General features: G+C 72.2%; 22 protein-coding genes and 2 pseudogenes. 18 read left to right on the forward strand and 6 right to left on the reverse strand.

What is annotated here, in order from left to right:
* Positions 1–115: 115 nt before the first annotated feature.
* Together STSP_RS22795 and STSP_RS22800 are read right to left on the reverse strand one after the other, a co-directional pair.
* On the reverse strand, positions 116–808 hold the full coding sequence (locus tag STSP_RS22795; RefSeq protein ID WP_067281246.1) for a gamma-glutamyl-gamma-aminobutyrate hydrolase family protein: 693 nt from the start codon (positions 806–808) through the stop codon (positions 116–118).
* 160 nt (positions 809–968) lie between these two features.
* Positions 969–1,694 (reverse strand): FadR/GntR family transcriptional regulator, encoded by a 726-nt coding sequence (locus STSP_RS22800; RefSeq protein WP_067281248.1) that lies wholly within the window; start codon positions 1,692–1,694, stop codon positions 969–971.
* Between the two features lie 99 nt (positions 1,695–1,793).
* Between STSP_RS22800 and STSP_RS22805 the strand changes: the two genes are divergently transcribed.
* Genes STSP_RS22805 through STSP_RS22815 form a run of 3 tightly spaced genes read left to right on the forward strand, consistent with a single transcriptional unit; the run spans position 1,794 to position 5,354 of the window.
* On the forward strand, positions 1,794–3,170 hold the full coding sequence (locus STSP_RS22805; RefSeq protein ID WP_067281251.1) for a glutamine synthetase family protein: 1,377 nt from the start codon (positions 1,794–1,796) through the stop codon (positions 3,168–3,170).
* 8 nt (positions 3,171–3,178) lie between these two features.
* Complete coding sequence (locus tag STSP_RS22810; protein WP_067281252.1) at positions 3,179–4,561, forward strand: aldehyde dehydrogenase family protein; 1,383 nt, start codon at positions 3,179–3,181, stop codon at positions 4,559–4,561.
* A gap of 7 nt (positions 4,562–4,568) precedes the next feature.
* A complete protein-coding gene (locus STSP_RS22815; protein WP_067281254.1) occupies positions 4,569–5,354 on the forward strand; it encodes a 3-oxoacyl-ACP reductase in 786 nt (261 codons plus the stop codon).
* Positions 5,355–5,378: 24 nt separating this feature from the next.
* Here the strand turns inward: STSP_RS22815 and STSP_RS22820 are convergent, their stop codons facing one another.
* Positions 5,379–6,581 carry an amino acid deaminase/aldolase gene (locus STSP_RS22820; protein ID WP_067281257.1) on the reverse strand — a complete coding sequence of 401 codons (1,203 nt, stop codon included), beginning with the start codon at positions 6,579–6,581 and terminating at the stop codon, positions 5,379–5,381.
* A gap of 1,545 nt (positions 6,582–8,126) precedes the next feature.
* On the opposite strand from STSP_RS22820, the gene STSP_RS22825 reads away from it, so the two are divergent.
* The 3 genes from STSP_RS22825 (at position 8,127) to STSP_RS22835 (ending at position 10,996) form a co-directional block, all read left to right on the forward strand.
* On the forward strand, positions 8,127–8,978 hold the full coding sequence (locus STSP_RS22825) for a hypothetical protein (protein WP_232789752.1): 852 nt from the start codon (positions 8,127–8,129) through the stop codon (positions 8,976–8,978).
* A complete protein-coding gene (gene mycP / locus STSP_RS22830) occupies positions 8,975–10,201 on the forward strand; it encodes a type VII secretion-associated serine protease mycosin (RefSeq protein ID WP_198547412.1) in 1,227 nt (408 codons plus the stop codon). Before STSP_RS22825 ends, mycP begins: the two co-directional genes overlap by 4 nt.
* 63 nt (positions 10,202–10,264) lie before the next feature.
* Complete coding sequence (locus STSP_RS22835) at positions 10,265–10,996, forward strand: SseB family protein (protein WP_067281259.1); 732 nt, start codon at positions 10,265–10,267, stop codon at positions 10,994–10,996.
* A gap of 33 nt (positions 10,997–11,029) precedes the next feature.
* Here STSP_RS22835 and STSP_RS22840 read toward each other — a convergent pair whose 3' ends face one another.
* A complete protein-coding gene (locus tag STSP_RS22840) occupies positions 11,030–11,449 on the reverse strand; it encodes a DUF1844 domain-containing protein (protein WP_067281260.1) in 420 nt (139 codons plus the stop codon).
* A 395-nt stretch (positions 11,450–11,844) separates the two neighbouring features.
* Here STSP_RS22840 and infC point away from each other — a divergent pair, with 395 nt between their 5' ends.
* From infC to STSP_RS22890, 11 genes and pseudogenes are all read left to right on the forward strand, one after another.
* Positions 11,845–12,489 carry a translation initiation factor IF-3 gene (infC, locus tag STSP_RS22845; RefSeq protein WP_078067422.1) on the forward strand — a complete coding sequence of 215 codons (645 nt, stop codon included), beginning with the start codon at positions 11,845–11,847 and terminating at the stop codon, positions 12,487–12,489.
* Between the two features lie 138 nt (positions 12,490–12,627).
* Positions 12,628–12,822, forward strand: a complete 195-nt coding sequence (rpmI, locus tag STSP_RS22850) for a 50S ribosomal protein L35 (RefSeq protein ID WP_007829094.1) — start codon at positions 12,628–12,630, stop codon at positions 12,820–12,822.
* A gap of 106 nt (positions 12,823–12,928) precedes the next feature.
* Entirely contained in the window at positions 12,929–13,315 is a 387-nt protein-coding gene (gene rplT / locus STSP_RS22855; protein WP_067281263.1) for a 50S ribosomal protein L20, read from the forward strand.
* Positions 13,316–13,516: 201 nt separating this feature from the next.
* Positions 13,517–14,380, forward strand: a complete 864-nt coding sequence (locus STSP_RS22860; RefSeq protein WP_067281264.1) for a TrmH family RNA methyltransferase — start codon at positions 13,517–13,519, stop codon at positions 14,378–14,380.
* Positions 14,381–14,542: 162 nt separating this feature from the next.
* Complete coding sequence (locus STSP_RS22865) at positions 14,543–15,709, forward strand: sensor histidine kinase (RefSeq protein ID WP_078067414.1); 1,167 nt, start codon at positions 14,543–14,545, stop codon at positions 15,707–15,709.
* A 147-nt stretch (positions 15,710–15,856) separates the two neighbouring features.
* Positions 15,857–16,984 (forward strand): phenylalanine--tRNA ligase subunit alpha, encoded by a 1,128-nt coding sequence (gene pheS / locus STSP_RS22870; protein ID WP_067281266.1) that lies wholly within the window; start codon positions 15,857–15,859, stop codon positions 16,982–16,984.
* Positions 16,984–19,512, forward strand: coding sequence for a phenylalanine--tRNA ligase subunit beta (gene pheT / locus STSP_RS22875; RefSeq protein ID WP_067281272.1), 2,529 nt, complete (start codon positions 16,984–16,986; stop codon positions 19,510–19,512). The genes pheS and pheT overlap by 1 nt, the downstream gene beginning before the upstream one ends.
* Positions 19,513–19,797: 285 nt before the next feature.
* A pseudogene (locus STSP_RS22880) lies at positions 19,798–20,592 on the forward strand (PP2C family protein-serine/threonine phosphatase); the annotation flags it as partial.
* 228 nt (positions 20,593–20,820) lie between these two features.
* Positions 20,821–21,285, forward strand: a pseudogene (locus STSP_RS37365) (SpoIIE family protein phosphatase); the annotation flags it as partial.
* A 394-nt stretch (positions 21,286–21,679) separates the two neighbouring features.
* The gene (locus tag STSP_RS22885; RefSeq protein ID WP_067281274.1) at positions 21,680–23,020 is read left to right on the forward strand and encodes a transcriptional regulator; all 1,341 of its coding nucleotides are present in this window, start codon (positions 21,680–21,682) and stop codon (positions 23,018–23,020) included.
* A gap of 122 nt (positions 23,021–23,142) precedes the next feature.
* Positions 23,143–23,709: an NUDIX hydrolase gene (locus STSP_RS22890; RefSeq protein WP_067281276.1), complete on the forward strand. Its 567-nt coding sequence runs from the start codon at positions 23,143–23,145 to the stop codon at positions 23,707–23,709.
* Positions 23,710–23,729: 20 nt separating this feature from the next.
* Here the strand turns inward: STSP_RS22890 and STSP_RS22895 are convergent, their stop codons facing one another.
* The gene (locus STSP_RS22895; protein ID WP_067281278.1) at positions 23,730–23,987 is read right to left on the reverse strand and encodes a hypothetical protein; all 258 of its coding nucleotides are present in this window, start codon (positions 23,985–23,987) and stop codon (positions 23,730–23,732) included.
* A 204-nt stretch (positions 23,988–24,191) separates the two neighbouring features.
* The gene (locus STSP_RS22900) at positions 24,192–25,052 is read right to left on the reverse strand and encodes a 3-hydroxybutyryl-CoA dehydrogenase (protein WP_067281282.1); all 861 of its coding nucleotides are present in this window, start codon (positions 25,050–25,052) and stop codon (positions 24,192–24,194) included.
* Between the two features lie 176 nt (positions 25,053–25,228).
* Between STSP_RS22900 and STSP_RS22905 the strand changes: the two genes are divergently transcribed.
* Positions 25,229–26,494, forward strand: coding sequence for a glycoside hydrolase family 10 protein (locus STSP_RS22905; protein WP_067281288.1), 1,266 nt, complete (start codon positions 25,229–25,231; stop codon positions 26,492–26,494).
* The last annotated feature ends 24 nt before the right edge of the window (positions 26,495–26,518 follow it).

Raw genomic sequence — 26,518 nt, forward strand, 5'->3', positions numbered from 1 at the left:
GCGCCCCAAAGGGGCGCGGGGCTGTATCGATATGCGGCTCCGCCGCGCGGGCGCGACCAGCCACGACGGCGCCGCAGCGAACCGACGGCACATCGCGGCACCCCCAGCGGAGCGCTCAGGCGCCAGCCGAAGCCGCGCCCACCAGCGCCCGCATCACCCGCACGTCCTCGCCCATCTCCGGATGCCACTGCACGCCCAGCACCCAGTGCGGGCCGGGCAGCTCCACGGCCTCGACGGTGCCGTCCGGGGCATGGGCGCAGACCCGCAGGCCCTCGCCGAGCCGGCCCACCGCTTGATGGTGGTACGTCGGCACGGACGTCTCCTCCGGCACGGCGTCCGCGTACCGCGTGCCCGGCACCGGCGTCACCGGGTGCCGCCCGAACACGCCCACGTCCTTGGTGTGGCCCTCGAGGTGCTGGACCAGGGTGCCGCCCAAGGCCACGTTCAGCAGCTGCATGCCGCGGCAGATGCCGAGCAGCGGCGTACCGGACGACAGTGCCGCGTCGATAAGGGCGAGTTCCCACGCGTCCCGCTCCCGGGCGGGCGGCCCGGTGCGCGGGTCCCGTTCGGCGCCGTACCGTACCGGCTCGACGTCCGGACCGCCCGCGATGACGAGCCCGTCCAGCCGCGCGAGCGCGGACTCGGCGTGCGCAGGGTCGTCCGGCGGCAACATCGCCGCGAGGCCGCCCGCGGCCTGCACGAGCCGCGGATAGCCGACCGGCAGCAGCGCCGCGTCCAGCTCCCAGGCGCCCCAGCGGGCCCCGGACTCGAGATACGTACTGACACCGATCAGCGGCCTGCTGCTCACCCTGCACCCCTTCGACGTACGCGGCGCCTGCGTGCGACCTGGCACCCGGCGCGTTCAATGGAGCAAAGTCAAACCTTTACCCGGATGTGCGGCGGAATCAAGCCCGCTGAACGGCGCGGGCGTCGGCGCCTCGCGCGCTCACGCCGGAAGGCCCCGCAGCTCACGTCAGGAACCCCCGCAGCAGGGCCGCCGTGCCCGCGCAGTGCTCACGCATGATTTCGCGCGCCGCGTCGGCGTCCCCGTCGAGGACGGCCTCCACCAGGGCGGTGTGCTGGCGCTGGGAGTGCTCGAGGTTCCGTACCAGCAGCGGGATGCAGTCCAGCAGGTCGTTGACCTGCGCGCGTACGGCCGCGTACTGAGCGGCCAGTGACGGCGAGCCGCACAGCTCGGCCAGCGTCAGGTGGAGCAGCGTGTCGCGCCGACGGTAGTCGGCCAGCGGTGCGTCGCGGGTCCCGGCGAGGGCGTCCCGCAGCGGCCGGGCCTGCTCGCCGGTCAGTCCCCGCGCCGCGCACAGTCCGGCGGCCCCGACCTCCAGTACCTCGCGGAACCGCAGCACGTCCTCGACGTCGGTCTTCTCGATGCGCCGCCGCAGCTCGTCCTCGCCGGGTATGCCGGTCCGCTCCACGACGAAGGTGCCGCCGTACCGACCGCGCCGGGACTCCACCAGGCCCTCGTCCTGCAGGACCTTCAGCACCTCGCGCAGCGTCACCCGGCTGATGCCGAGACGCTCGGCCAGCGCGCGCTCCGACGGCAGCCGACCGCCGCCGGGCACCAGCCCGAGCCGGACCACCTGGAGGATCTGCTCCAGCGCCTCCTCGAAGCCGTTGCCGGCCCGCACCGGCCGGAGCACCGGTGTCATCCGGTCGTCGGCGTCGGCCTCTGACATACGGGCGCACCCCCTTCCAGAAACGTCCGCGAGCCCTTCCCAACCAATGGTTCTCAGGAATACCTTAAGTGCCTCGGCTGACCGAAGGAGGCCCTTCCCGTGGCAGACGGCACGGCAGACCGCACACCCCCGCTCAGCGTCGACGAACTACACGCACGCGTCGCGAGCGGCGAGATCGACACCGTCGTCCTGGCCTTCCCCGACATGCAGGGCCGCCTCCAGGGCAAGCGGTTCGCCGCCCGCTTCTTCCTCGACGAGGTCCTCGACCACGGCACCGAGGGCTGCAACTACCTGCTGGCCGTCGACACGGAGATGAACACCGTCGACGGCTACGACATGTCCTCCTGGGACCGCGGCTACGGCGACTTCGCCATGCACCCGGACCTGACCACGCTGCGCCGCGTGCCCTGGAACGAGGGCACGGCCATGCTGATCGCCGACCTGGCCTGGAACGACGGCTCGCCCGTGGTCGCCGCGCCCCGCCAGATCCTCCGCCGCCAGCTCGACCGCCTCGCCGAGCACGGCTTCACCGCCCAGGTCGGCACCGAACTCGAGTTCATCGTCTTCAAGGACACGTACGAGCAGGCCTGGGACGCGGGATACCGCGGCCTCACCCCGGCCAACCAGTACAACATCGACTACTCCGTGCTCGGCACGGGCCGTATCGAGCCCCTGCTCCGCCGTATCCGCAACGAGATGGCGGGCGCGGGCCTGACCGTCGAGTCGGCCAAGGGCGAGTGCAACCCCGGCCAGCACGAGATCGCCTTCCGCTACGACGAGGCCCTGGTCACCTGCGACCAGCACGCCATCTACAAGACCGGCGCCAAGGAGATCGCCGCCCAGGAGGGCGTCTCGATCACCTTCATGGCCAAGTACAACGAGCGCGAGGGCAACTCCTGCCACATCCACCTCTCGCTCGCCGACGCGGACGGCAACAACGCCATGGCCGGTGCCGGTCCTGGCGGCATGTCCGAGGTCATGCGCCACTTCCTCGCCGGCCAGCTGGCCGCCCTCCGCGACTTCTCCCTGCTGTACGCGCCCAACATCAACTCCTACAAGCGCTTCCAGCCGGGTTCCTTCGCCCCCACCGCGGTCGCCTGGGGGTATGACAACCGCACCTGCGCGCTGCGTGTGGTCGGCCACGGCCGCTCGATGCGCTTCGAGAACCGGCTGCCGGGCGGCGACGTCAACCCGCACCTCGCGGTCGCGGGCCTGGTCGCGGCGGGCCTCCACGGCATCGAGCAGAAGCTCGAACTGCCGGAACCGTGCCCGGGCAACGCGTACACCGCGGACTACGAACACGTCCCCACCACCCTCCGCGAGGCCGCCGAGCTCTGGGAGACCAGCCCCATCGCCAAGGCCGCCTTCGGGGACGAGGTGGTCGCGCACTACCGCAACATGGCGCGCGTCGAGCTGGACGCCTTCGACGCCGCGGTGACCGACTGGGAGCTCCGCCGCTCCTTCGAACGCATGTGAGGCCCTTCTTGTCGTACGAGTCCCACGAGTCCTCCGAGCTTCAGGTACTCAATCCGGCCACCGAGGAGGTCGTCGCGACCGTCCCGGCGGCGACCGCCCAGGACGTGGACGCGGCGGTCGTACGCGCCAGCGAGGCCCAGTCGCGGTGGGCCGCCCTCGCGCCCGCCGACCGGGCGCGTGCGCTGCGCCGCTTCGCCGCCGTCGTCGACGAACACCTCGAAGAACTGGCCCGGTTGGAGGTCACCGAGGCGGGCCACACCATCGGCAACGCCCGCTGGGAGGCGGGCAACGTCCGCGATCTGCTGGACTACTCGGCCGGGGGAGTGGAGCGGCTGAGCGGCCGCCAGATCCCGGTCCCGGGCGGCCTAGACGTCACGCTCCTCGAACCGCTCGGCGTGGTCGGCGTCATCGCGCCCTGGAACTTCCCGATGCCGATCGCCGCCTGGGGCACCGCCCCTGCACTCGCGGCGGGCAACGCGGTGATCCTCAAGCCCGCCGAGACCACGCCCCTGACCGCGCTACGGCTTGCCGAACTCGCCCCGGAGGCCGGCCTTCCCGAACACCTCTTCCAGGTGCTGCCGGGGGAGGGGCCGGTGGCCGGGAACGCCCTCGTCGAGCACCCGGGAGTCGCGAAGATCGTCTTCACCGGATCGACGCGCGTCGGCAAGCAGATCATGGCGAAGTGCGCCGACCGTGTGAAGCGCGTGACCCTCGAACTCGGCGGCAAGAGCCCCAACATCGTCTTCGCCGACGCGGACATCGAGGCGGCCGCTCTGAGCGCGCCCATGTCGTTCCTCGACAACTCCGGCCAGGACTGCTGCGCCCGCACCCGCATCCTCGTCCAGCGCACGGCGTACGACCGCTTCCTGGAACTCCTCGCCCCGGCCGTCGAGTCCGTCGTCGTCGGCGACCCCGCCGACGAGAAGAGCCAGATGGGCCCGCTGATCTCGAAGGCTCAGCTGGAGCGCGTCCGTTCGTACGTCCCGGCGGACGCGGAGGGGATCCACGGAAAGGTCCCCGACGGCCCCGGCTTCTGGTTCGCGCCCACCGTCCTCACCGATATCGATCCGCACGCGCGCGTGGCCGTCGAGGAGGTCTTCGGCCCTGTCGCGGTCGTCCTGCCCTTCGAGGACGAGGCTGACGCGGTACGGCTGGCCAACGCCACCGAGTACGGCCTGTCCGGCTCGATCTGGACGCGCGACGTGGGCAGGGCGCTGCGCGTGTCCCAGGCGGTGCGGGCAGGCAACCTGTCCGTCAACTCCCACTCCAGCGTCCGCTACTGGACCCCGTTCGGCGGCTACCAGCAGTCGGGCCTCGGCCGCGAGCTCGGCCCCGACGCCCTGACCGCTTTCACCGAGACCAAGAACGTCTTCATCAGCACGGAGGCCTGAGCCCGATATGACGACCGAAGAAACCATCTGCCGCCGCCTGGTGGGCCGCACCGCCGTCATCACCGGAGCCGGCAGCGGCATCGGCCTCGCCACCGCCCGCCGGCTCGCCTCCGAGGGTGCGAACGTCGTCTGCGGCGACGTCGACGAGGTACGCGGCAAGGCCGCCGCCGAGGAGGTCGGCGGAACCTTCGTGAAGGTCGACGTCACCGACCCCGAACAGGTCGAGGCCCTGTTCAAGACCGCGTACGACACCTATGGCAGCGTCGACGTCGCGTTCAACAACGCGGGCATCTCGCCGCCCGACGACGACTCCATCCTGGAGACCGGCCTGGAGGCATGGAAGCGCGTCCAGGAGGTCAACCTCACCTCCGTCTACCTGTGCTGCAAGGCCGCCATCCCCTACATGCGGCGCCAGGGCAAGGGCTCCATCATCAATACCGCGTCGTTCGTGGCCCGGATGGGCGCGGCGACCTCGCAGATCTCGTACACCGCGTCCAAGGGCGGGGTGCTTGCGATGTCGCGCGAGCTCGGGGTGCAGTTCGCCCGCGAGGGCATCCGCGTCAACGCGCTCTGCCCGGGACCGGTCAACACCCCACTGCTGCAGGAGCTGTTCGCCAAGGACCCCGAGCGGGCCGCGCGCCGCCTGGTCCACATCCCCGTGGGCCGGTTCGCCGAGGCCGAGGAGATCGCGGCCGCGGTGGCCTTCCTGGCGAGCGACGACTCGTCGTTCGTCAACGCCACGGACTTCCTTGTGGACGGGGGGATTTCGGGGGCGTACGTCACACCGCTTTAGTCGCGACGGCTGGGTGCCTCTGCCTCAGAGGTACGTGCGACCCTCGCCCCGGTACGTCGGGACGGTCGCCGTCACGGTCTCCTCCTGGACCAGGTGCAGTTCGTCGAACCGTTCGCACAGCTCACCGGCCTTGGCGTGCCGGAACCACACCTTGTCGCCGATCAGCAGATCGTCCGCCGGGGCACCCAGCAGCGGGGTCTGCACCTCGCCGGGCCCTTCCTGGGGGTCGTACCGCAGCCCCTCCGGCAGATACGGCACCGGCAGCCGGTCGGCGCCCGCGGCACCCGACGCCGGGTACCCGCCGCCCAGCACGGTCACCACGCCCACTCCCGGCCTGCGGACGACGGGCTGCGCGAACAGGGCGGCCGGACGCCCGCGGAACGACGTGTAGTTGTCGAAGAGCCGGGGCACGTAGAGCCCCGAGCCGGCGGCGATCTCCGTGACCGCGTCCTCGGCGGCGGTGTGCTGCACGCTGCCCGTGCCGCCGCCGTTCACGAACTCCAGATCCGGCGCCACGGCACGCACGGCGCGTATCGCCTCCGCACGGCGCTCGGCGAGCTCGCGCCGGGCCGCTGCCTGCATCAGCCGGACCGCGCGCGACCGCAGAGGCCGTCCGGCGACGGAGTCGCCGACGCCCGCGATGTGGCCTTCGTACCCCATCACGCCGACCAGCCGGAACCCCGGCCGACGGGCCACCACACGGGCCAGCTCGGCCAGTTGGGCGGGGGAGTGCAGGGGCGAGCGCCGCGCTCCGACCCGTATCCGTCCGCCGAGCAGCCGCAGCGACGTGTCCAGTTCCAGACACACCCGCACCTCCTCGCGGCCGCCGTCCCGGGCGTCGTCGATGAGGTGGAGCTGCGCCGGGTCGTCGATCATCACGGTCACCGCGGCCGCGAGCTTGGGGTCGCTCGTCAGCTCGGCGAACGCCTTCCGGTCAGCCGACGGATAGGCGAGCAGGACGTCGTCGAACCCGGAACGCGCAAGCCAGAGCGACTCGGCGAGCGTGAACGACATGATCCCGGCGAACCCCTCGCGAGCCAGCACACGTTCGAGCAGGGCCCGGCAGCGAACGGACTTGCTGGCGACCCGGATCGGCTTGCCGCCCGCCCGGCGCACGAGTTCCGCGGCGTTGGCGTCGAACGCGTCCAGATCCACGATCGCGAGAGGGGCCTCGAGGTGGGCTGTGGCCCGGTCGTACCGGGCTCGGTCGGTGGCACGGGCAGTCATGGCCGAAGCCTGCCAGACTGGATTACCGCAGGGTAGGGGGATGTTCCGGGCAGATCACCCCGGCCGGTGGACTGGTTCCCGTTCGAGCCGGGTCAGCCCGTAGAGTGACGCGGAACGCAGAAAAGCACGCGACGCGCCTGTGCCTGAGGGGCGACAGGCCGGCTCCCGGCCGGTCTGCCCGGGCACCGCGGCAGGGCACCAGGAAACGGGGGGTGCATGAGCGCCGAACCACGACGCGCGCCTACCCCGCCACGCCCGGCGATACCTCCCCGTACGTTCGCGGACGACGCGACGCCTCCGGCGGACAACGCGTCCGCCATGGGCACCGCGTCCACCATGGGCACCGCGCCCGAGGCGAGGGTCCCGTCTGCGTCGCGTGTGGCGGGCGACGATTCGCCTTCGACGAGGACGTCTGCCGGAGGAGGGGACGGGACGGCGGCCGACCGCCTGCCGCGGACTCTGAACGAGGGCAGCCCCTGGCCCTCGACGCCTTTGACCGAGCGCCCGGACATCAGCGACGGCGACGGCGACGACGGCGAACGCCTGCCGAGGAACGGCGGCACTGACACGGCCTCGCGCGCGGCCGTCGACCGTACGCAGGCACAGCCGACCCGAGTCGGGGCCCGCTCGGGCACGGGACCGTTGCCCACCTCAGCCGTGTGGGATGGCTCTGCGCCTGCGGAACCGCCGCCCCCGCCGGCCACGGCGCGGTTCCCTGACACACCACCGGCACCGACGGGATCGGTGCGCCTTCCGGATGCGCCACCCGCCTCGGCGCCGCCCGCGTCGGCGGGTTCGGTGGGTCTGCCGGATGCGTCGCCCGCGTCGGCGGGTTCGGTGGGTCTGCCGGATGCGTCGCCCGCGCCGACCGGTTCGGTGCGTCGTCCGGACGCGGCGCCGGCGCCGACCGGTTCGGTGCGTCCCCTGGATGCCACGACCGCTGCTCCCGTCGTTCCGCCGCGCCCCGCGGTCGCCCCGAGGACGGCCGAGTGGAGCGCCCAGGCAGGGACCGACGGCACGGCGCCGGGCGATGGTGTGGCGCCCGGCGATGGCGTACGCCCGGTCGTACCGCCGCAGCCCGCCGCACCCCCGAGCGTCGGTGCCCGGGACGGATCAGTCCCGCCAGGAGCAGTCCCGCCACCCCCGCCGTGCCCGCCGCCTCCGCCTGCGCGCCCGGCGGTTCCTGCGCCCCCGGTGGTTCCTCCGGCCCGGTCGGCGGCTTCGCCTGTGCCGCCTGGTCGCGCGGCGGCCGACGCGGCCGGACCTGTCGTGTCGAGCGCCGCGTCCGAGGAGGACGCGCCGAGGGGTGGTTCGCCCGGTTCGTCGCCGTCCAGTTCGTCTTCGTCGCCGTCCGCTGCGCCCGAGGAGCGGCCCGCCGAGACCACCGCGCGCCTGCGCCCGATCAAGGACGACGGCCGACCCGGAACCGGCCCGGCCCGGACGCCCGCATCCTCGGCCATGACGCCGGCCGCGGGTGTGCCCATCGCCGCGTTCCCGACGATTCCAGGTCCTTCCGGTGCCTCAGGTACCCACGCCGCTGGCCCGATGCCTCCCGCGCAGGGAGCCGGACGGCCGTTCGCGGGCTTCGCGCAGCAGGACGCGTACGACGACGACACCACGCGGCTACGGCCCATCAGGGCGCGGAGCCGGTCCAGGGCCGTGGCCGCCGTGGTCTGCGCCGTGCTCGGTCTCGGGCTGATGGGCGGTGCCGTGACCGGGAGCTGGCTGACCGGCGACAGCTCGGCGGCCGCCGGCAGCGCGGACTCCTTCGCGGACGCCGGCGACCTGTGGCACAGCGTCCCCGTCGACCGGCTCTTCCCGCCCGTCGTCAAGGGCGACGGTGCGGGCCCTGGCGGAGCCGACCGCGTCTGGACGCGGATAGCCGTCGCCCCGGACAGCGGCTGCAAGGCCGCCTTCGACCCGCTGCTGCGCAAGGCCCTCGCCCCCGTCGGCTGTCTGCGCCTGCTGCGCGCCACCTACACGGACGCCACCCGCAGCAGTGTCACGACCGTCGGACTGCTGTTCACCAAGGCCGACGCCGACGGCATGCGCGCGCTGCGGGCGCGTTTCGAGGACGAAGGGCTCGACCGGCGCAGCGACCTGATGCCCCGGCCGTACGCGGCGAAGGGCACCGTCGCCGCCGGCTTCGGCGACGACCAGCGGGCGTCCTGGACCATATCCGTGCTCACCGACGCCCCCGTCGTCGTCTACGCGGTCTCGGGGTTTGCCGACGGCCGCACCGTCGAGGAACCGCAGCCCGCCGCCGAGGCCATGAAGACCGGCGCCACCACCGCCCCCGCCCAGGCGGGCCTCGGCCACGAGGCGAACGGGATCGCCGACCGTATCGAGCGGAGCCTGCGCAAAACCGTCACAGCGGCCACGGAGAACTCCTCATGAAGCGCATCGGCCCCTGGAGCGTGACGAGGAGACCCGGCCGCCTCGCCTCCGGCCTCCTGGCCGCCCCCCTCGCCTTCGCCCTCGCCCTGCTGCCCGCCACCGCGGCGCACGCCGACACCATCCGCGCGCAGCAGTGGGGCCTGGAGGCGCTCCACACCCAGCAGGCATGGCGCACGACGAAGGGCAAGGGCATAACCGTCGCCGTCCTGGACACCGGTGTGGACGCGACGCACCCCGACCTCGTGGGCAACGTCCTGAAGGGCAAGGACCTGGTCGGCTTCGGCGCCAAGCGAGGCGAGCAGTCCTGGGCCGAGCACGGCACCGCCATGGCCGGGATCATCGCAGGCCACGGACACGGCGCGGGCAACGCCGACGGTGTGCTCGGCGTCGCTCCGGAGGCCAAGATCCTCCCGGTCCGGGTGATCCTGGAGGACGGCGACCCGGCCCGCAAAAAGGCCCGCGCCACCCGCGGCAATGCCCTCGCCGAGGGCATCCGCTGGGCCGCCGACCACGGCGCCGACGTCATCAACCTCTCGCTGGGCGACGACTCCAAGTCGGCTCACCCCGATCCGTCGGAGGACGCCGCCGTCCAGTACGCGCTGAAGAAGGGCGCCGTCGTCGTCGCCTCAGCCGGCAACGGCGGCGAGGAGGGCGACCACATCTCGTACCCCGCCGCCTACCCCGGCGTGATCGCCGTGACCGCCGTCGACCGCTACGGCACGCGCGCGTCGTTCTCCACTCGCCGCTGGTACGCGACGGTCAGCGCACCCGGCATGGACGTCGTCATCGCCAACCCGGACCGCGACTACTACAACGGCTGGGGCACGAGCGCCGCATCGGCCTTCGTCTCCGGCGCCGTCGCGCTCATCCGCGCCGCCCACCCCGGACTCGACCCCGCCCAGATCAAACAGCTCCTAGAGGACACCGCCCGCAACTCTCCGGCCGGCGGCCGCGACGACTCCCGCGGCTTCGGCCTCATCGACCCCGCCGCCGCCATCCGCAAGGGCGCCGACGTCCCGCAGGACGACCTGCGTGCGGTGGCCTACGGCAGGAAGTACTTCGGCCCTGGCCCGACCGAGTCCGAGGACGACGGCTCGGCGGCCTGGGCCGGCCCGCTGGCAGGCGGCCTGGGCGCCGTGCTGCTGGCGGCAGCGGTGGTGCTGTGGCGGGGACGAGGAGGAGGCCGCCTGAGCTTCCGCCCGGGCCGGCGCCTGGGCGGCTGACCGCGGCACGCCGCGACATGCCGCCTGCGGGTGCCCTCCGACGGCTCGATAGGGTCGGTGGTTGTGGCGAACAAGAACATCCCGGACCCCGGTTTCTCCGACGACGACGGCTCGGCCGACCCCGCGCTGAGCGCCGCGCTCGCCGCCTGGGCCGAGGACCGGAAGGCCGAGCAGCCGGTATTGGAGGCCCTCAAGGGGGCCCGCCTGCTGGTCCCCGTCGTCGCCATGCTCGGCGAGGTCGAGGAGGACGAGAACGGGCTGCGCCGCGAGAAGACCAGCGACATGGCCGTGCCCACGCTCAAGGCGGGCTCGCGCACGGCGCTGCCCGCCTTCACCTCCACCGAGTCGCTGGCCCGGTGGGACCCGGCCGCCCGCCCCGTCGCCGTCCCCCTGCACCAGGCGCTCCAGGCCGCGGCCCACGAAAAGGCCGACACGATCGTGCTGGACCTCGCAGGCCCCGTACCGTACGAGCTCACCGGCGCAGCCCTGCTCGCCCTCGCCGAGGGCCGCACCAGCACCGATCCCCTCGCCGATCCCGCCGTCACCGAAGCGGTGCGCGCCGTCGTCGCCGCCGAGCCCGCGGTCCTCCGCGCCCACCTGGGCCCCGGCACCGCCGACGGCACCCTGGCCCTCGTCCTCGATCCCTCCGCCGCACCGGCAGAGGCGGCCCGGCGCGTCGCCGAGCGCCTGGCCGCCGACGACACGCTGAGGGCCCGCCTGGTCCGCGGCCTCGATCTGGCAGTGCTGCCGACCGGGACGACACCACCGGGCGAGCCCTTCTTCGTGCGTTCCTGACGCCTGTTTCTGCGCGCCGTGACCGGCGACGGCTCAGCCGAACACCGGGCCCGTGTACTTCTCGCCAGGGCCCTGGCCCGGCTCGTCCGGCACCAGCGAGGCCTCGCGGAACGCCAGCTGCAGCGACTTCAGCCCGTCGCGCAGCGGAGCCGCGTGGAAGGAGCTGATCTCGGTCGCGCTCGCGTCGAGCAGACCGGCCAGCGCGTGCACCAGCTTGCGGGCCTCGTCCAGGTCCTTGTGCTTCTCGCCGTCCTCGGTCAGGCCGAGCTTCACGGCGGCGGCGCTCATCAGGTTGACCGCGACCGTCACGATCACCTCGACCGCGGGAACCTCCGCGATGTCGCGGGTCATGGCGTCGAAGTCGGGGGTCTCCTCGGCGGTCACCGGAGGGGCGGCAGCCGGCGCGGAGTCGGCGGGCGCCGAGGCGTCGGTCGTGGGGGTCGCGTCGTTCATGCCCCACACGATAGGCCCAGCCGCGCGGGCCCCCGCCCGGGGGAGCCTGCCCGGAGCCCGGGGGCGTCCGGTGCGCGGTGATTAGCCCCGTACCCGGAGAGCTGCTAGCCTTGCGTAATGACCGGTCGGACACCGACGTGCCCGGCCCACAAGTGGAGGCTCCGAACTCCCACCTGACCGCCCTAGCGGGCGGCGGGTCACCGGTCAGGCGACGCGCCCTCGAGGCGTTCGCCCGATGCGCCCCGCTGTCACGCGACGGTGCTCCGGTAGTGCAAGGAGCCCCGCATGTGATCGTCCGGGGCATTTTTCGTGCGCCGGCGCGGTTAGGTCCAACGAACACAGACGTTACCGCGGCTGTCCGCCAGACTGCCGCGCGGTGCTACCGAGGAGGATCCATCAGCGCCGAGCCCCGCATCAACGACCGGATTCGCGTTCCCGAGGTGCGACTTGTCGGTCCCAGCGGCGAGCAGGTCGGGATTGTCCCGCTTGCCAAGGCCCTGGAGCTTGCGCAGGAGTACGACCTGGACCTGGTCGAGGTCGCGGCGAACGCCCGTCCGCCCGTGTGCAAGCTCATGGACTACGGGAAGTTCAAGTACGAGTCGGCCATGAAGGCCCGTGAGGCGCGCAAGAACCAGGCGCACACGGTCATCAAGGAGATGAAGCTCCGGCCGAAGATCGACCCGCACGACTACGACACCAAGAAGGGTCATGTCGTCCGGTTCCTCAAGCAGGGCGACAAGGTCAAGATCACGATCATGTTCCGTGGTCGCGAGCAGTCCCGGCCGGAGCTGGGTTACCGGCTGCTGCAGCGCCTCGCGGAGGACGTCCAGGACCTCGGTTTCGTGGAGTCGAACCCGAAGCAGGACGGCCGCAACATGATCATGGTCCTCGGGCCGCACAAGAAGAAGACCGAGGCGATGGCCGAGGCCCGTGAGGCCCAGGCGGCTCGCAAGGCGGAGGCGAAGGCCAACCCCGGCCGTTCGCAGAACGCCGCCGAGGAAATCGCCGAGGCCCCGGCCGAGGCTTCCGCCGAGGCCTGATCCCAGGACGCCAGTCCCGGGGGTCCAAGCGTCCCGGGACCGCCAGTCCAGGGATGTCAACCGATACACCTGACGCTCCCGCATGCCCGGTTGAAAGACCGGGCATCGGAGCGCCACTGACGAGGAGAGAACGGCGCTATGCCGAAGAACAAGTCGCACAGCGGTGCCAGCAAGCGCTTCAAGGTCACCGGCTCCGGCAAGGTGCTCCGCGAGCGCGCCGGCAAGCGCCACCTGCTCGAGCACAAGTCGTCCCGTCTGACGCGTCGCCTCACCGGCAACGCCGAGATGGCCCCGGGCGACGCCAAGAAGATCAAGAAGCTTCTCGGCAAGTGACGTCGTGGCCCCCGATGACCGGGGGCCGTGCGACGCCAGGACCGGGACCCATTCGATACCGGGCCGTGTGACGACACACCACGGCCCCGCTACAAGGAGTTAAGAAGTGGCACGCGTCAAGCGGGCAGTCAACGCCCACAAGAAGCGCCGGGCGATCCTCGAGCAGGCCAGCGGCTACCGCGGTCAGCGGTCGCGCCTCTACCGCAAGGCGAAGGAGCAGGTCACCCACTCCCTCGTCTACAACTACAACGACCGCAAGAAGCGCAAGGGCGACTTCCGTCAGCTGTGGATCCAGCGCATCAACGCCGCTGCCCGCGCCAACGGCATCACCTACAACCGCTTCATCCAGGGCCTGAAGGCCGCGGGCGTCGAGGTGGACCGCAAGATCCTCGCCGAGCTGGCCGTGAACGACGCCAACGCGTTCGCCTCGCTGGTCGAGGTCGCGCAGAAGGCGCTGCCGAGCGACGTCAACGCGCCGAAGACGGCGGCCTGACGGCTCGCCGCCCCCAGCGCTACCGGACCCGCAGGCCTTGGGCCTGCGGGTCCTGTGCGTCCGGGCCACCCCGACCGTGAAGGGCACCCTCCGTCGTGGGTTGTGCACCCGTTCCTCCCCCAGTGCCTTAAGGGCCTGGGGGGACCCCCAGCAGAACGATTGCCCACAACGGACGGCCTCGCGTTACCCGAAAGTGAGTCAATGCCCCCTCCCGAGCTGATCTCCCCCCGCTCGCCGCGTGTCTCCGCTGCCAGGCGGCTGGCCAGGCGCAACTTCCGCGGTAAGGATCGTCGGTTTCTTGCCGAGGGGCCGCAGGCCGTGCGGGAGGCCGTCCGGTACCGGACGGACGAGGGGCCCGCGCTCGTCGAGCTCTTCGCGACCGTCGAAGCCGCCGAGCGGTACGCCGACATCGTCGGTGACGCCCGGGCCGCCGGGGCCCGGGTGCATCTGGCGGCGGACGAGGTGATCGGGGAGATCTCGACGACGGTCACCCCGCAGGGCCTCGTAGGCGTCTGCCGGTTCCTCGACACGGGCTTCGACGACATCCTCGCGGCCCGGCCCCGCCTCGTCGCCGTCCTCGCGCACGTCCGCGACCCCGGCAACGCCGGCACCGTGCTGCGCTGCGCCGACGCCGCCGGAGCCGACGCCGTCGTCCTCACCGACGCCTCCGTCGACCTGTACAACCCCAAGGCGGTGCGCGCCTCCGTCGGTTCGCTGTTCCATCTGCCGGTGGCGGTCGGCGTCCCCGTCGAGCGGGCCGTCCAGGGGCTCAAGGACGCGGGTGTACGCATCCTCGCCGCCGACGGAGCCGGGGAGGACGACCTCGACACGGAGCTGGACCACGGCACGATGGGTGGGCCCGCCGCCTGGGTCTTCGGCAACGAGGCCTGGGGCCTGCCGGAGGAGACCCGCGCCCTCGCCGACGCCGTCGTCCGCGTGCCGATCCACGGAAAAGCCGAGAGCCTGAACCTCGCGACCGCCGCCGCCGTATGTCTCTACGCGTCCGCCCGCGCCCAGCGGGCCGCCGGCGGGTGCCGCGCCACGGCACCCGGGCAGGCCCACTGAGGAACGGTGCGCCGGCGACTCGACCGCACGGCGCGCCCTCACAGGGTGTCGCCCTGTAACCGACGCCTAGTAGGGTGACGCACTCGGGGGCCCACCCCCAAGCTCTCGACTACGTCGAGCAGGGGGTACCCCCACCGCCGGTGCGAGAGGTGGGGTACGGGGATGGTTGTCGGCACAGGCAGCACCGCGGAGGCAGGCAGGGCCTTCGCCCTTCCTTCCTGCGGCCCGGACGACTCCGATGGCCAGGACAGCCGGGACGATCTCGAGAACCTGGAGAACCTGGGACTCACCCCGGACGACCTCCCCGACGGCCTCGTCATCGCCGACGAGAACGGCCGCGTCATCTGCTTCAACCGGGCCGCCGCCCGTATCACCGCCGTCAGCTCCTCCGACGCCATCGGGCGACCACTCGAACGCGTCCTTCCCCTCGAGGACCTCGAAGGGCGCCGCTGGTGGCAGCTCACCGATCCGTACGGCGGCCTCGCCACCCGGGTCGGCCAGCCGGAGCGCAATCTGCTGCTGCCGGGCGGCCGCGAGGTCCTGGTCTGCGCGCGGTACGTGCGCGCCGCGCCCACCGGACCCGTGCGCCGCGTCGTCGTCTCGCTCCGCGACACCGAGGCCCGCCGCCGTACCGAACGCAGCCACGCCGAGCTGATCGCGACCGTCGCCCATGAGCTGCGCTCGCCGCTTACCTCCGTCAAGGGCTTCACGGCGACGCTGCTCGCCAAGTGGGAGCGGTTCACCGACGACCAGAAGCGGCTGATGCTGGAGACCGTCAACGCCGACGCCAACCGCGTCACGCGGCTGATCGCCGAGCTCCTCGACATCTCCCGTATCGACTCGGGGCGGATGGAGGTCCGCCGGCAGCCCGTCGACATCGGGGCGGCCGTGGCCCGCCACATCCAGGCGCACGTGGCAGCGGGCCAGTCCGCCGACCGGTTCCTCGTACGGATCGAGCACCCGTTGCCCGATCTGTGGGCCGACCCCGATAAAATCGACCAGGTGCTGAGCAACCTGCTGGAAAATGCGGTGCGGCACGGCGAGGGAACCGTCACCATCGAAGTGGCGTCCGCGCCCCTCAAGAACCAGTCGGCAGGAACGGCAGTCACCGTGAGCGACGAAGGTCCCGGCATCCCCGAGGAGTCGATGGGCCGCGTCTTCACCCGCTTCTGGCGGGGCAGCAAGCGCGGCGGGACCGGCCTGGGCCTGTACATCGTCAAGGGCATCGTCGAGGTCCACGGCGGGACGATCACGGTCGGCCGCGCACCCGGCGGCGGCGCCCAGTTCCGATTTACGTTGCCCGTGGGCGCCCCGGCCTATCTGCTCTGAGCCGGATCCAGCAGCCCGCGGGCTCATTCGCACACCTCACCCCCGTTAGACTCGGCCATTGGCACGTTTGTGTCCGCGTTCCTGGGCGACAGCGCCCCCCGAGTCGGGACGGGGCCTTCAGCCAGCCAATCGGAAGCACGGGAAGAGATGTCGGCACCCAATAAGTCGTACGACCCAGTTGAGGTCGAGGCACTGAAACCGGAAGAGATCGAGCGCATGCGGGACGAGGCGCTCGCCGCCTTCGCGGCCGCAGCCGACCTCGAACAGCTCCAGGAGGCCAAGGTCGCCCACACCGGCGGCACCTCCCCGCTGGCCCTCGCCAACCGCGAGATCGGCGCGCTTCCCCCGCACGCCAAGGCGGACGCCGGCAAGCGGGTCGGCCAGGCCCGGGGCGCCGTCAGCAAGGCGCTCGCCGCCCGCCAGGCCGAGCTCGAGGCGGAGCGTGACGCGCGCGTGCTGGTCGAGGAGGCCGTGGACGTCACGCTGCCCTACGACCGCGTACCGGCCGGCGCACGCCACCCGCTGACCACGATGATGGAGCGCGTCGCGGACGTCTTCGTGTGCATGGGATACGAGGTCGCCGAGGGCCCCGAGGTCGAGGCCGAGTGGTTCAACTTCGACGCGCTCAACTTCACGCCCGACCACCCGGCGCGGCAGATGCAGGACACGTTCTTCGTCCAGTCGCCCAAGGGGGCGGATGGTGACGAGTCGGGTGTCATCCTGCGTACGCACACCTCGCCCGTGCAGGCCCGGGCGCTGCTCGACCGTGAGCCGCCCGTCTACATCGTCTGCCCCGGGCGTGTGTACCGGACCGACGAGCTGGACGCCACGCACACCCCGGTCTTCCACCAGATCGAGCTGCTGGCCGTGGACGAGGGCCTGACCATGGCCGACCTCAAGGGCACCCTGGACCACATGGTCCAGTCGCTCTTCGGAGCGGACATGAAGACCCGGCTGCGCCCGAACTACTTCCCGTTCACCGAGCCGTCCGCCGAGATGGACATGCTCTGCTACGTGTGCCGCGGGGAGTCGGTCGGCAACCCCGACAAGGCGTGCCGGACCTGCTCCAGCGAGGGATGGATCGAGCTCGGCGGCTGCGGCATGGTCAACCCGCGGGTGCTGGTCGCCTGCGGCGTCGACCCGGAGAAGTACAGCGGATTCGCCTTCGGGTTCGGCATCGAGCGGATGCTGATGTTCCGCCACAACGTCGAAGACATGCGAGACATGGTCGAGGGTGACGTCCGGTTCACCCGGCCGTTCGGGATGGAGATCTGATGCGGGTCCCGCTTTCTTGGCTGCGGGAGTACGTCGACCTGCCGGCGACGGAGACCGGGCGCGACGTCCAGGCCAAGCTCATTTCGGCCGGTCTTGAGGTCGAGACCGTCGAGCAGCTCGGCGCCGACCTCAAGGGCCCGCTGGTCGTGGGTCAGGTCCTCACCATCGAGGAGCTGACCGAGTTCAAGAAGCCCATCCGCTACTGCACCGTCGACGTCGGCCACGCCAACGGCACGGGGGAGCCCCAGGAGATCATCTGCGGCGCCCGCAACTTCAAGGAGGGCGACAAGGTCGTCGTCGCCCTCCCGGGCGCGGTCCTGCCCGGCGACTTCCAGATCGCCGAGCGCAAGACGTACGGCCGTATGTCCCGCGGCATGATCTGCTCCAGCGACGAGCTGAACATGGGTGACGACGGCAGCAAGGGCATCATCGTGCTGCCGCCCGAGACCGAGATCGGCAAGGACGCCGTCGAGCTCCTCGAGCTGGTCGACGAGGTCCTCGACATCGCCGTCACGCCGGACCGCGGCTACTGCCTCTCGCTCCGCGGCATCGCCCGTGAGGCCGCCACGGCGTACGGGCTGCCGCTGCGCGACCCGGCGCTGCTCGACGTGCCCGCGCCGAATGCCCACGGCTACCCGGTGAAGATCTCCGATCCGCACGGCTGCGACCGCTTCACCGCCCGCACCGTGTCCGGCCTCGACCCCGAGGCGCGCTCCCCGATCTGGCTGCAGCGCCGGCTGCAGAAGGCCGGGATGCGCCCGATCTCGCTCGCCGTCGACATCACCAACTACGTGATGCTCGAGCTCGGCCAGCCGCTGCACGCCTACGACCGCCACCGCGTCCAGGGCGCCATCGGCGTGCGCCGCGCCGAGCAGGGCGAGAAGTTCACGACCCTCGACGGTGTGAAGCGCGTGCTCGACGCCGAGGACCTGGTGATCACCGACGACCGCGGCCCCATCGGCCTCGCGGGCGTGATGGGCGGGGCCAACACCGAGATCGCCGACTCGGTCACCGACCCGGAGACCGGCGAGATCCAGGGCACCACCGAGGTGGTCATCGAGGCCGCGCACTTCGACGCGATCTCCATCGCGCGCACGGCCCGCCGCCACAAGCTCTCGTCGGAGGCGTCCCGCCGCTTCGAGCGCGGCGTCGACCCCGCCGCCGCGGCGGCCGCGGCCCAGCGCACCGTCGACCTGCTGGTGCTGCTCGCGGGCGGCACCGCCGACGCCGGAGTCACCGAGGTCGCCGCGCCCTCCGCGCCGCGCACCATCACGATCCCGGCGAACCACCCGGACAAGGTCGCGGGCGTCGACTACGGCCGCGAGACCGTCGTACGCCGCCTCCAGGAGGTCGGCTGCGACGTCTACGGTCAGGACGAGCTGGTCGTCACCGTCCCGTCCTGGCGGCCCGACCTGACCGACCCGAACGACCTGGCCGAGGAGGTCGTCCGGCTCGAGGGCTACGAGAACCTGCCCTCGACCCTGCCGAAGCCCCCCGCGGGCCTCGGCCTCACCGCGCGGCAGCGGCTGCACAGCCGCGTCGGCCGCGCCCTGGCCGGCGCCGGATACGTCGAGGCGCTGAACTACCCGTTCATCGGTGACGCGGTCCTCGACCAGCTGATGCTGCCCGCCGACGACGCCCGCCGCCGCACGGTGAAGCTGGTCAACCCGCTCTCCGACGAGGAGCCGGCACTCCGTACGACGCTGCTGCCGGGCCTGCTCGGCGCTCTGCGCCGCAACGACGGACGCGGCAGCCACGACCTGGCGCTCTTCGAGACGGGCCTGGTCTTCCGGCCGACCGGTGACGAGCCGGTACCGGTCCGGCTGCCCGTGGACCGCCGTCCTACGGACGAGGAGATCGCCGGACTCAACGCCGCGCTGCCCAAGCAGCCGCGCCGGGTCGCCGTCGTCCTGGCCGGGGCGCGGGAGCAGGCCGGCTGGTGGGGCAAGGGCTACCCGGCCGGCTGGGCCGACGCGGTCGAGGCCGCCCGTGTGGTGGCCCGCGAGGCCGGCGTGCGGCTCGACATCCGTGCCGACCAGCACGAGCCCTGGCACCCGGGCCGTTGCGCCGCGCTGTACGCCACGGTGGACGGCGAGGAGACCCTCGTCGGCCACGCCGGCGAACTGCACCCGCGCGTCGTCAAGTCCCTGGGCCTGCCCGAGCGCACCAGCGCGATGGAGATGGACCTGGACCTGCTGCAGCGGGCGAGCGACGGCCTCCCGCAGGGGCCGCGCATCTCCTCCTTCCCGGTGGCCACCCAGGACGTCGCGCTGGTCGTCGACCGGTCCGTCCCGGCCGCCGAGGTCGAGAAGACACTGCGCGAGGGCGCGGGTGAACTCCTCGAGTCCATCCGGCTGTTCGACGTGTACGAGAGCGAGCAGCTCGGCGCGGACAAGAAGTCGCTGGCATACGCGCTGCGCTTCCGTGCCGCCGACCGCACGCTGACCGTCGAGGAGGCCTCGGCGGCCCGTGACGCGGCCGTCGCGCTGGCGGCCGAGCGCACCGGGGCGGTGCTGCGCGGGGCGTAGGCACTGCGCACGTGCGCAGTGCCACGTGCATAGTCCCTGGTGAGGGGCGCATCCAGGCCACTGGATGCGCCCCTCACTCGTTCGGGTGGGAAGTCGGAGCGAGGGTCTCGACCCCGGCGGCCGGTCGAAAGAATCTGACCGGCCGCGGAGACGGCCTGCTCGCTGCTGCGCTCTCCCAGGCGATCCCCGATCCCCGGGCCGAGCGGGCGGACGTGCCGCCTCCGGGGCACGGCAGGTCATCGTGAGGCAGACCGCGGGAACACGGTCCTAGGCCTAGGGGGCGCCATGATCCGTATCAAGGCTGGAGCTCCCTCGACGGCAAGGGCCCTGGCGGTCTCCTGGGCCGAGGGCCGGGTGCGTCTGACGCGCGGCTGCCCGGACTGGATCCGACGGATACTCGCGCTCGGGCTGCCGATGCTGTGGGGCGCCCTCGCGATCCTGTACAAACTCACCTGTCCGCTCGCCCAGCAGAGCGGCCTGGCAGCGCGGATCGTCTCCAGCGCCGTCTTCTTCACCATCGGCATCGCGCTGATAGCGCACGTGCGGCGCGCGCTGCTGCGCGAGTTGCGCCAGGTCCGCAAGGTGGCGGGCGCCGCGCAGAACGTGCTGCTGCGCCCTCTGCCGCCCCGCATCGACGGCCTCGGCCTCGCGGCCGGCCGGCTCTGCGCGGACCGCGGCGCCATGGTCGGCGGCGATCTGTACGAGGTCATGGCGACCGAGCACGGAGTACGGGTCGTCATGGGCGACGTGCGCGGACACGGGCTCGGCGCGATCGGAACCGTCGCCGCGCTCCTCGGCAGCTTCCGTGAGGCCGCGCACGACGAGCCGGAACTCGCCTCCGTACTGCGCCGCCTGGAACGCGCGATGGCCCGGCACCTGCGCGAGCGGGCGCGAGCCGAACATCCCTCGTACGGACCCGGCGCCGCCCCGGGCTTCGGCGCCCCCGACGCGACGGAACCGGACGGCCCGGCCGCAGAGGAGTTCGTCACCGTGCTCCTCCTGGAGATCCGCCGGGACGGCGAGATCCTCGCCCTCAACTGCGGACATCCGTGGCCGTATGTGCTGCGGGGCGGAGGGGAGAAGGCCCGGCGCGAGCAGGCATGTGCGGAGACGGCTCCCCCTGACCCCGCCCGGAACGGTCTCCGGGACGAATCCGGGGTCGCCGGGCGTTCGGAGGCGGCGCGTGACTCCGAGGGAACGGCGGCGGGAGGGTCCCTGGAGCCTGACTGTGGCGCGGGCGGCTGCGGGGATCCCGTCGGAGGCTCGGGCACCTGCATGGAGCTCGTCGTCGGTGGGGAGCCGATGCCGCCGCTCGGGCCGTTTCCGCTGCCGGAGGAGCTGCCAGTACAGCGGTGCGGGCGGCTGCTGCCGGGCGAGGTGCTGTTCCTGCACACCGACGGCGTGGAGGACGCACGCGACGCCGCCGGCCGGTTCTTCCCCCTGCGTACCGTGCTCACCGAGGCCGTGCAGGCGGGGCAGGTCACGCCGGAGGCCGTGATCCGCTCTGTGTACACGCGGCTGCTGCAGTACACCCGCGGGGGACCGGCCGACGACGCGGCGTTTCTGGTGGTCCGCAACGAGCGCGGCAGGACACCGCGGCATCCGGCCGCGGGACAGCCGTCCTCGGGCCAGCCTGCTTCGGGCGACCCATCGGCCCCAGTCGTCCTCGGTGAGCGGGCATCCCGCGCCCCCGCGTCCAAGGAAGGCCCTCCAGACACGCCCCGTCCCGGCCGGTCTGCCGGAAGTCGTGCCCACGCAGGCCCCGCCAGCTGAGCCGGACGCCCCGTGCGGCGCGCGCCGTCCGTCCTGCCGTGGAGTGTCGGGCAGTCGGCACGGACGGACGGCGCGAAGGCGGGCCGCCGCACTGTACGAGGGGGAGCCGGCGGCCCGGCCGGCCTCTTGCGAGGCAGTCCAGTCAAGCGACTGGAAAGTGGCCGGAACAGAGCGCACACCACCCCGGATGCGGGCACTCCGTTCACACCCCGTGTGAAGTCCGGAGGCCGAGTCAGCAGTCCATCCGGGTCCCGAACGGCGGCGGCGCGCTAACCTGCCGTGCAAGACGGACGCCCTGCTGTCGGGCTGGGGTCCGGGTCCCGTGGCGCGCCGCCGGTGACGGGCTCCCCGGGCAGACGCAGCGCTGTCGGCACCGAGCCACCGGAGGGCATCGATGCAGCCCAACACCCTGCTCGACGCGATACTCGACGAGGCGGGCATCTCCCATGCGGGGCTCGCCGCCCACGTCAACCAGGCGGGCAAGGCGCGCGGTATCGCCCTCCGATACGAACACACCGCCGTCGCCCGCTGGTTGAAGGGCCAGCGGCCGCGCGGCCAGGTGCCCGACCTGATCTGCGAGGTCCTCGCCGCCCGGCTGCGGCGCCCCGTCACGCTCGACGACATCGGACTCGGCGTACCGGGCAGACCGGCCGCCGTGAACGGCACCACGCTCTCCGGGTTCGTCGAGCGGGCCACCGCCCTGTGGCGCTCCGACGAACAGCAGCGGCCGCACATACTCGGCGCGCCCGCCGTCACCGGCACGCCCGCCGTCATGCCCGTATGGGAATGGGAGAACCCGCCCGAGGACGTCGACGTCTCCCGCGGCGGCATGCACCCGGTCAGCACGGCCGACATCGAGATGCTGCGTGCGGCCCGGGCGCACTACGAGCAGATGTACCGCAAGGCGGGCGGCGTCGCGACGCGCGCCCGTATCGTCGGCTTCCTCAACGCCGAGGCCGCGCCCCTGCTGCGCGGCAGATACACGGACGCCACAGGGCGCCAACTGCACCGCGCGACCGGCGGGTTGGTGGCCATCGCGGGCATCTGTGCCTACGACTCCGACGCGCACGGTCTCGCCCAGCGCTACTTCCACCAGGCCCTGCGGCTGGCCAAGGCCAGCGGGGACCGGGGGCTCGGTGCGTATGTGATCGCCCTGCTCGTCAACCAGTCGCTGTTCATGCGGGAGTACCGCCAGGCCGTCGCCTTCGCGGAGGCCGCGCTGCGTGCGGCGGGCCGGCACATCACCCCGGCGCTCGCCTCCGACCTCTACGCGATGCAGGCCAAGGCGTACGCCCACCTCGGCGACGGCGGCAGCGCACTGGCCTGCATCCGGCGTGCCGAATCGGCGGCCGAACGCATCCACCGCGGCCACGAGCCGGACGAGACCGGCTACGTCCAGCCGGGCCTGGTCAACGTACAGGTGGCGGAGGCGCTGCTCAGCCTCGGCGACATCGCGGCGGCGCGGGAGCACGCGGCGGCCGCGGTGGAGACGCCCGCCCACGACCGGGGCCGGGTCCACCGGCTGGCCATGCTGAGCCACATCGAGCTGCGGCAGGGCAACGCCGACCGGGCGGCCGCCACAGCGGTGGAAATGGCGGAGCGGGCCAGGGGAATGGAGTCCCAGCGGCTGCGCGACAGACTCCGCGCGGTACGCGAGCAACTGATGAGCAGCGGCTGCTCGGGCACCGCCGAAGCAGCCGAACTCATCGACGGCGCACTGCGCGTACCGCTCTAGGAAGCCCTGGCCCTGGAGATACCCAGAGCCCGGGAGGCGCTGCGAAGAGCCCCTCACGGGCCCTGCTGTGGGCACGCTCCTGCTGCGATATTGCCATCTACTCGGCGGAAGGTGGCAGAACCGTGCAGTGGACGAAACAGAGCGAACAGACCGTCTATGAAAACCGCTGGTTCAGCGTCAATCTCGCGGATGTGGAGCTGCCGGACGGCCGGCACCTCGACCACTTCCTGATCCGGCTGCGGCCCGTGGCCGTGGCCACCGTCGTCAACGAGGCCAACGAGGTGCTTTTACTGTGGCGGCACCGCTTCATCACCGACAGCTGGGGGTGGGAACTCGCCGCGGGCGTCGTCGAGGACGGCGAGGACATCGCCCACGCGGCCGCCCGCGAACTCGAGGAGGAGACGGGGTGGCGGCCGGGACCGCTGCGGCACCTGATGAGCGTCGAGCCCTCCAACGGCCTCACCGACGCCGTGCACCACATCTACTGGGCCGACGAGGGCGCGTACACCGGACATCCCGTGGACGCCTTCGAGTCGGACCGGCGTGAATGGGTCCCGCTCAAACTCGTCCCCGACATGGTCGCCCGCGGCGAGGTCCCGGCCGCCAACATGGCGGCGGCGCTGATGCTGCTGCACCACCTCAGGCTCGGCCAGGACGGTTCACCCCATGTGCCCGAGGGCGGTTCCTAGTGGCCGGGCCTGCCGTACCGCTAATGGCCGAGGGCCTGCCAGACCGCCACGGCCACTGCTGCGACCGCGGCGAGGGCGGCGACGGCGGGCAGGGGCCAGCGGGCGTGTTCCAGGGCGGCGACCCGGGCGGCCAGGTCGTCCATTTCCTTGGCGCTCTGTTCGTCACGCTGCGTGAGTAACGCCAGTCCGCCGTCGATGCGGGCGAGGCCCACATCGAGGCTGCGGCGTAACTCCGCGAGTTCCTCCGGGACCACAGGACGCTCGGGGTCGGTGGTCACGAGTGCGCTCCTTTCCGTAGTCGGCACATCCCTTGCAAGCGCACGGAAAGTCAACACGCCTGGTGGATGCGGCGGGAGAGTGTGCGAGGGGCATATGCGAGCCCGGTGTGCACACGGTGTGTGAACGGTTCGGGCCCGGCACTCTGAAGAGTGCCGGGCCCGATTTCGCTACGGAAAGTGACGAGCGCGTCAGAGTACGCAGCGTCAGCCGTACGTGTAGAAGCCCGACCCCGTCTTGCGGCCCAGGCGGCCCGCGTCGACCATCCGCTGCAGCAGCGGGGGAGCGGCGTACAGCGGCTCCTTGTACTCCTCGTACATCGACTGGGCCACCGACGCCACGGTGTCCAGGCCGATCAGGTCCGACAGCTTCAGCGGGCCCATGGGGTGGGCGCAGCCCAGCTCCATGCCGTTGTCGATGTCCTCACGGCTGGCGATGCCCGACTCGAACATCCGGATCGCGGAGAGCAGATACGGGATGAGCAGGGCGTTCACCACGAAGCCCGAGCGGTCCTGGGCGCGGATCGCGTGCTTTCCGAGGACCTTCTCGACCAGGACCTGCGCCCGGCTGAGCGTGCCCTCAGAGGTGGTGAGCGCGGGGATCAGCTCGACCAGCTTCTGCACGGGCGCCGGGTTGAAGAAGTGGATTCCGATGACCTGGTCGGGCCGGGAGGTCGCGACGGCCAGCTTGACCAGCGGGATCGACGAGGTGTTGGACGCGAGGATGGCGTCCTGGCGGGTCACCACCTGGTCGAGCACCTGGAAGATCTCCGTCTTCACCTGCTCGTTCTCGACGACCGCCTCGATCACCAGATCACGGTCGGCGAACTCGCCGAGGTCGGTGGTGAAGCTCAGCCGCGCCTGAGTGGCGTCCCGTTCCTCCTCGGTGATCTTGCCGCGCTCGGCCGCCTTGGAGAGCGAGGTGAACAGCCGGGTGCGGCCGATCTCGAGGGCCTCGCCCGTGGTCTCCGCGACCTTGACGTCCAGCCCGGCGCGGGCGCACACCTCGGCGATGCCCGCCCCCATCTGGCCGCAGCCCACCACACCGACGCGTGCAATATCCCCCATTGGGTCCGTCACCTTGTGCCTTTCGCTCATCTTCGGGCGGCAGCGCCTCCATACTGTGGGGCCTGCCTCGGCCATGCACGTTACTCCGGATCCGCCGCTGCCCGGCGTGCCGGGGTCGGGCCGCGGGCCGGGGTGGACCACCGGGACGGCCGACACACTGCACAGAGGGCGGGTAGATGCGACGTATGACACGCAGGGGATTCGCGGCCGGCGCCGCGGCGGCTCTCACGGGTCTGGTGACCGCGGGGGACGTGGCGGGGACCACGGCGGACGCGGCGGCGGCACCCGGCGCCGGCCCGGGTTCCTCGGCAGCGGCCACCGAGATGCGGGGCATGTGGCTGGCGACCGTCGCCAACCGCGACTGGCCCTCGCGTCCCGGCCTGAGCGCAGCCCAGCAGCGCACCGAGCTGCTGAGGCACCTCGACAGGGCCGTGAGCCGCCGGCTCAACACCGTGATCATCCAGGTGCGGCCCACCGCGGACGCGCTCTGGCCGTCGCCGTACGAGCCCTGGTCCGCGTCCCTGACCGGGGTCCAGGGCAGGCACCCGGGCTGGGACCCGCTCGGCACCGCCGTGACGGAGGCGCACCGCCGCGGCCTCCAGCTGCACGCCTGGTTCAACCCCTACCGGGTGGCGAACCACGGGGACCTCTCCCGCCTCTCCTCGAGGCACCCCGCACGCCGGAACCCCGGCTGGGTCGTCGAGTACGGCGGGAAGCTCTTCTACAACCCGGGGCTGCCCGAGGTCCGGGACTTCGTGCAGACCGCCATGCTCGACGCCGTACGCCGCTACCCCGTCGACGCCGTGCACTGGGACGACTACTTCTACCCGTATCCGGTGGCCGGTCAGGTCTTCGACGACGACGCGGCGTACCGGCGCTACGGCTCCGGCTTCCGCAACCGTGCGGCATGGCGGCGCGACAACACCGACCGGCTCGTCCGCGAGATGGCGGCCCGTATCAAGCAGGTTCGGCCGGGCGTCCAGTTCGGGATCAGCCCGTTCGGGGTGTGGCGCAACCGCAGCACCGACCGGCTCGGGTCGGACACCCGGGCGGGTATCCAGACGTACGACGATCTGCACGCCGACACCCGGAAATGGGTGCGCAACGGCTGGATCGACTACATCTGCCCGCAGCTGTACTGGCACATCGGCTTCGCGGCCGCCGACTACGCCAAGCTCCTGCCGTGGTGGGCCGCGGTGGTCCGTGGAACGGACGTGCGGCTCTACGCGGGGGAGGCCCTGTACAAGGCGGGCGACCCGGCCCAGCCCGCGGCATGGCAAAACCCAGCCGAGCTCTCCCGGCACCTGACGCTCGGCAACGCGTACCCCGAGCTGCGGGGCCATGTGTTCTTCTCGGCGAAGGAAGTGGCCGAGGACAGGATCGGCGCCATGGCGCGCGTCGTCCGCGACCACTACCCCCTGCGCGCCCGGGCGCCGCGCTGAGCCACTGCCCGTGCCACCGCCCCG

Source organism: Streptomyces jeddahensis (assembly GCF_001642995.1).
GTDB lineage: Bacteria > Actinomycetota > Actinomycetes > Streptomycetales > Streptomycetaceae > Streptomyces > Streptomyces jeddahensis.

Excerpts from the sequence above, each read along its gene's own strand:
- mycP (WP_198547412.1), top strand. The coding sequence starts at position 8,975 with ATGAAGCGCATCGGCCCCTGGAGCGTGACGAGGAGACCCGGCCGCCTC.
- rpmI (WP_007829094.1), top strand. The coding sequence starts at position 12,628 with ATGCCGAAGAACAAGTCGCACAGCGGTGCCAGCAAGCGCTTCAAGGTC.
- STSP_RS22860 (WP_067281264.1), top strand. The coding sequence starts at position 13,517 with ATGCCCCCTCCCGAGCTGATCTCCCCCCGCTCGCCGCGTGTCTCCGCT.
- STSP_RS22885 (WP_067281274.1), top strand. The coding sequence starts at position 21,680 with ATGCAGCCCAACACCCTGCTCGACGCGATACTCGACGAGGCGGGCATC.
- STSP_RS22905 (WP_067281288.1), top strand. The coding sequence starts at position 25,229 with ATGCGACGTATGACACGCAGGGGATTCGCGGCCGGCGCCGCGGCGGCT.
- STSP_RS22800 (WP_067281248.1), bottom strand. The coding sequence starts at position 1,694 with ATGTCAGAGGCCGACGCCGACGACCGGATGACACCGGTGCTCCGGCCG.
- pheT (WP_067281272.1), top strand. The coding sequence starts at position 16,984 with ATGCGGGTCCCGCTTTCTTGGCTGCGGGAGTACGTCGACCTGCCGGCG.
- STSP_RS22825 (WP_232789752.1), top strand. The coding sequence starts at position 8,127 with ATGCCTCCCGCGCAGGGAGCCGGACGGCCGTTCGCGGGCTTCGCGCAG.
- pheS (WP_067281266.1), top strand. The coding sequence starts at position 15,857 with ATGTCGGCACCCAATAAGTCGTACGACCCAGTTGAGGTCGAGGCACTG.
- STSP_RS22900 (WP_067281282.1), bottom strand. The coding sequence starts at position 25,052 with ATGGGGGATATTGCACGCGTCGGTGTGGTGGGCTGCGGCCAGATGGGG.
- STSP_RS22840 (WP_067281260.1), bottom strand. The coding sequence starts at position 11,449 with ATGAACGACGCGACCCCCACGACCGACGCCTCGGCGCCCGCCGACTCC.
- STSP_RS22815 (WP_067281254.1), top strand. The coding sequence starts at position 4,569 with ATGACGACCGAAGAAACCATCTGCCGCCGCCTGGTGGGCCGCACCGCC.
- STSP_RS22865 (WP_078067414.1), top strand. The coding sequence starts at position 14,543 with ATGGTTGTCGGCACAGGCAGCACCGCGGAGGCAGGCAGGGCCTTCGCC.
- STSP_RS22820 (WP_067281257.1), bottom strand. The coding sequence starts at position 6,581 with ATGACTGCCCGTGCCACCGACCGAGCCCGGTACGACCGGGCCACAGCC.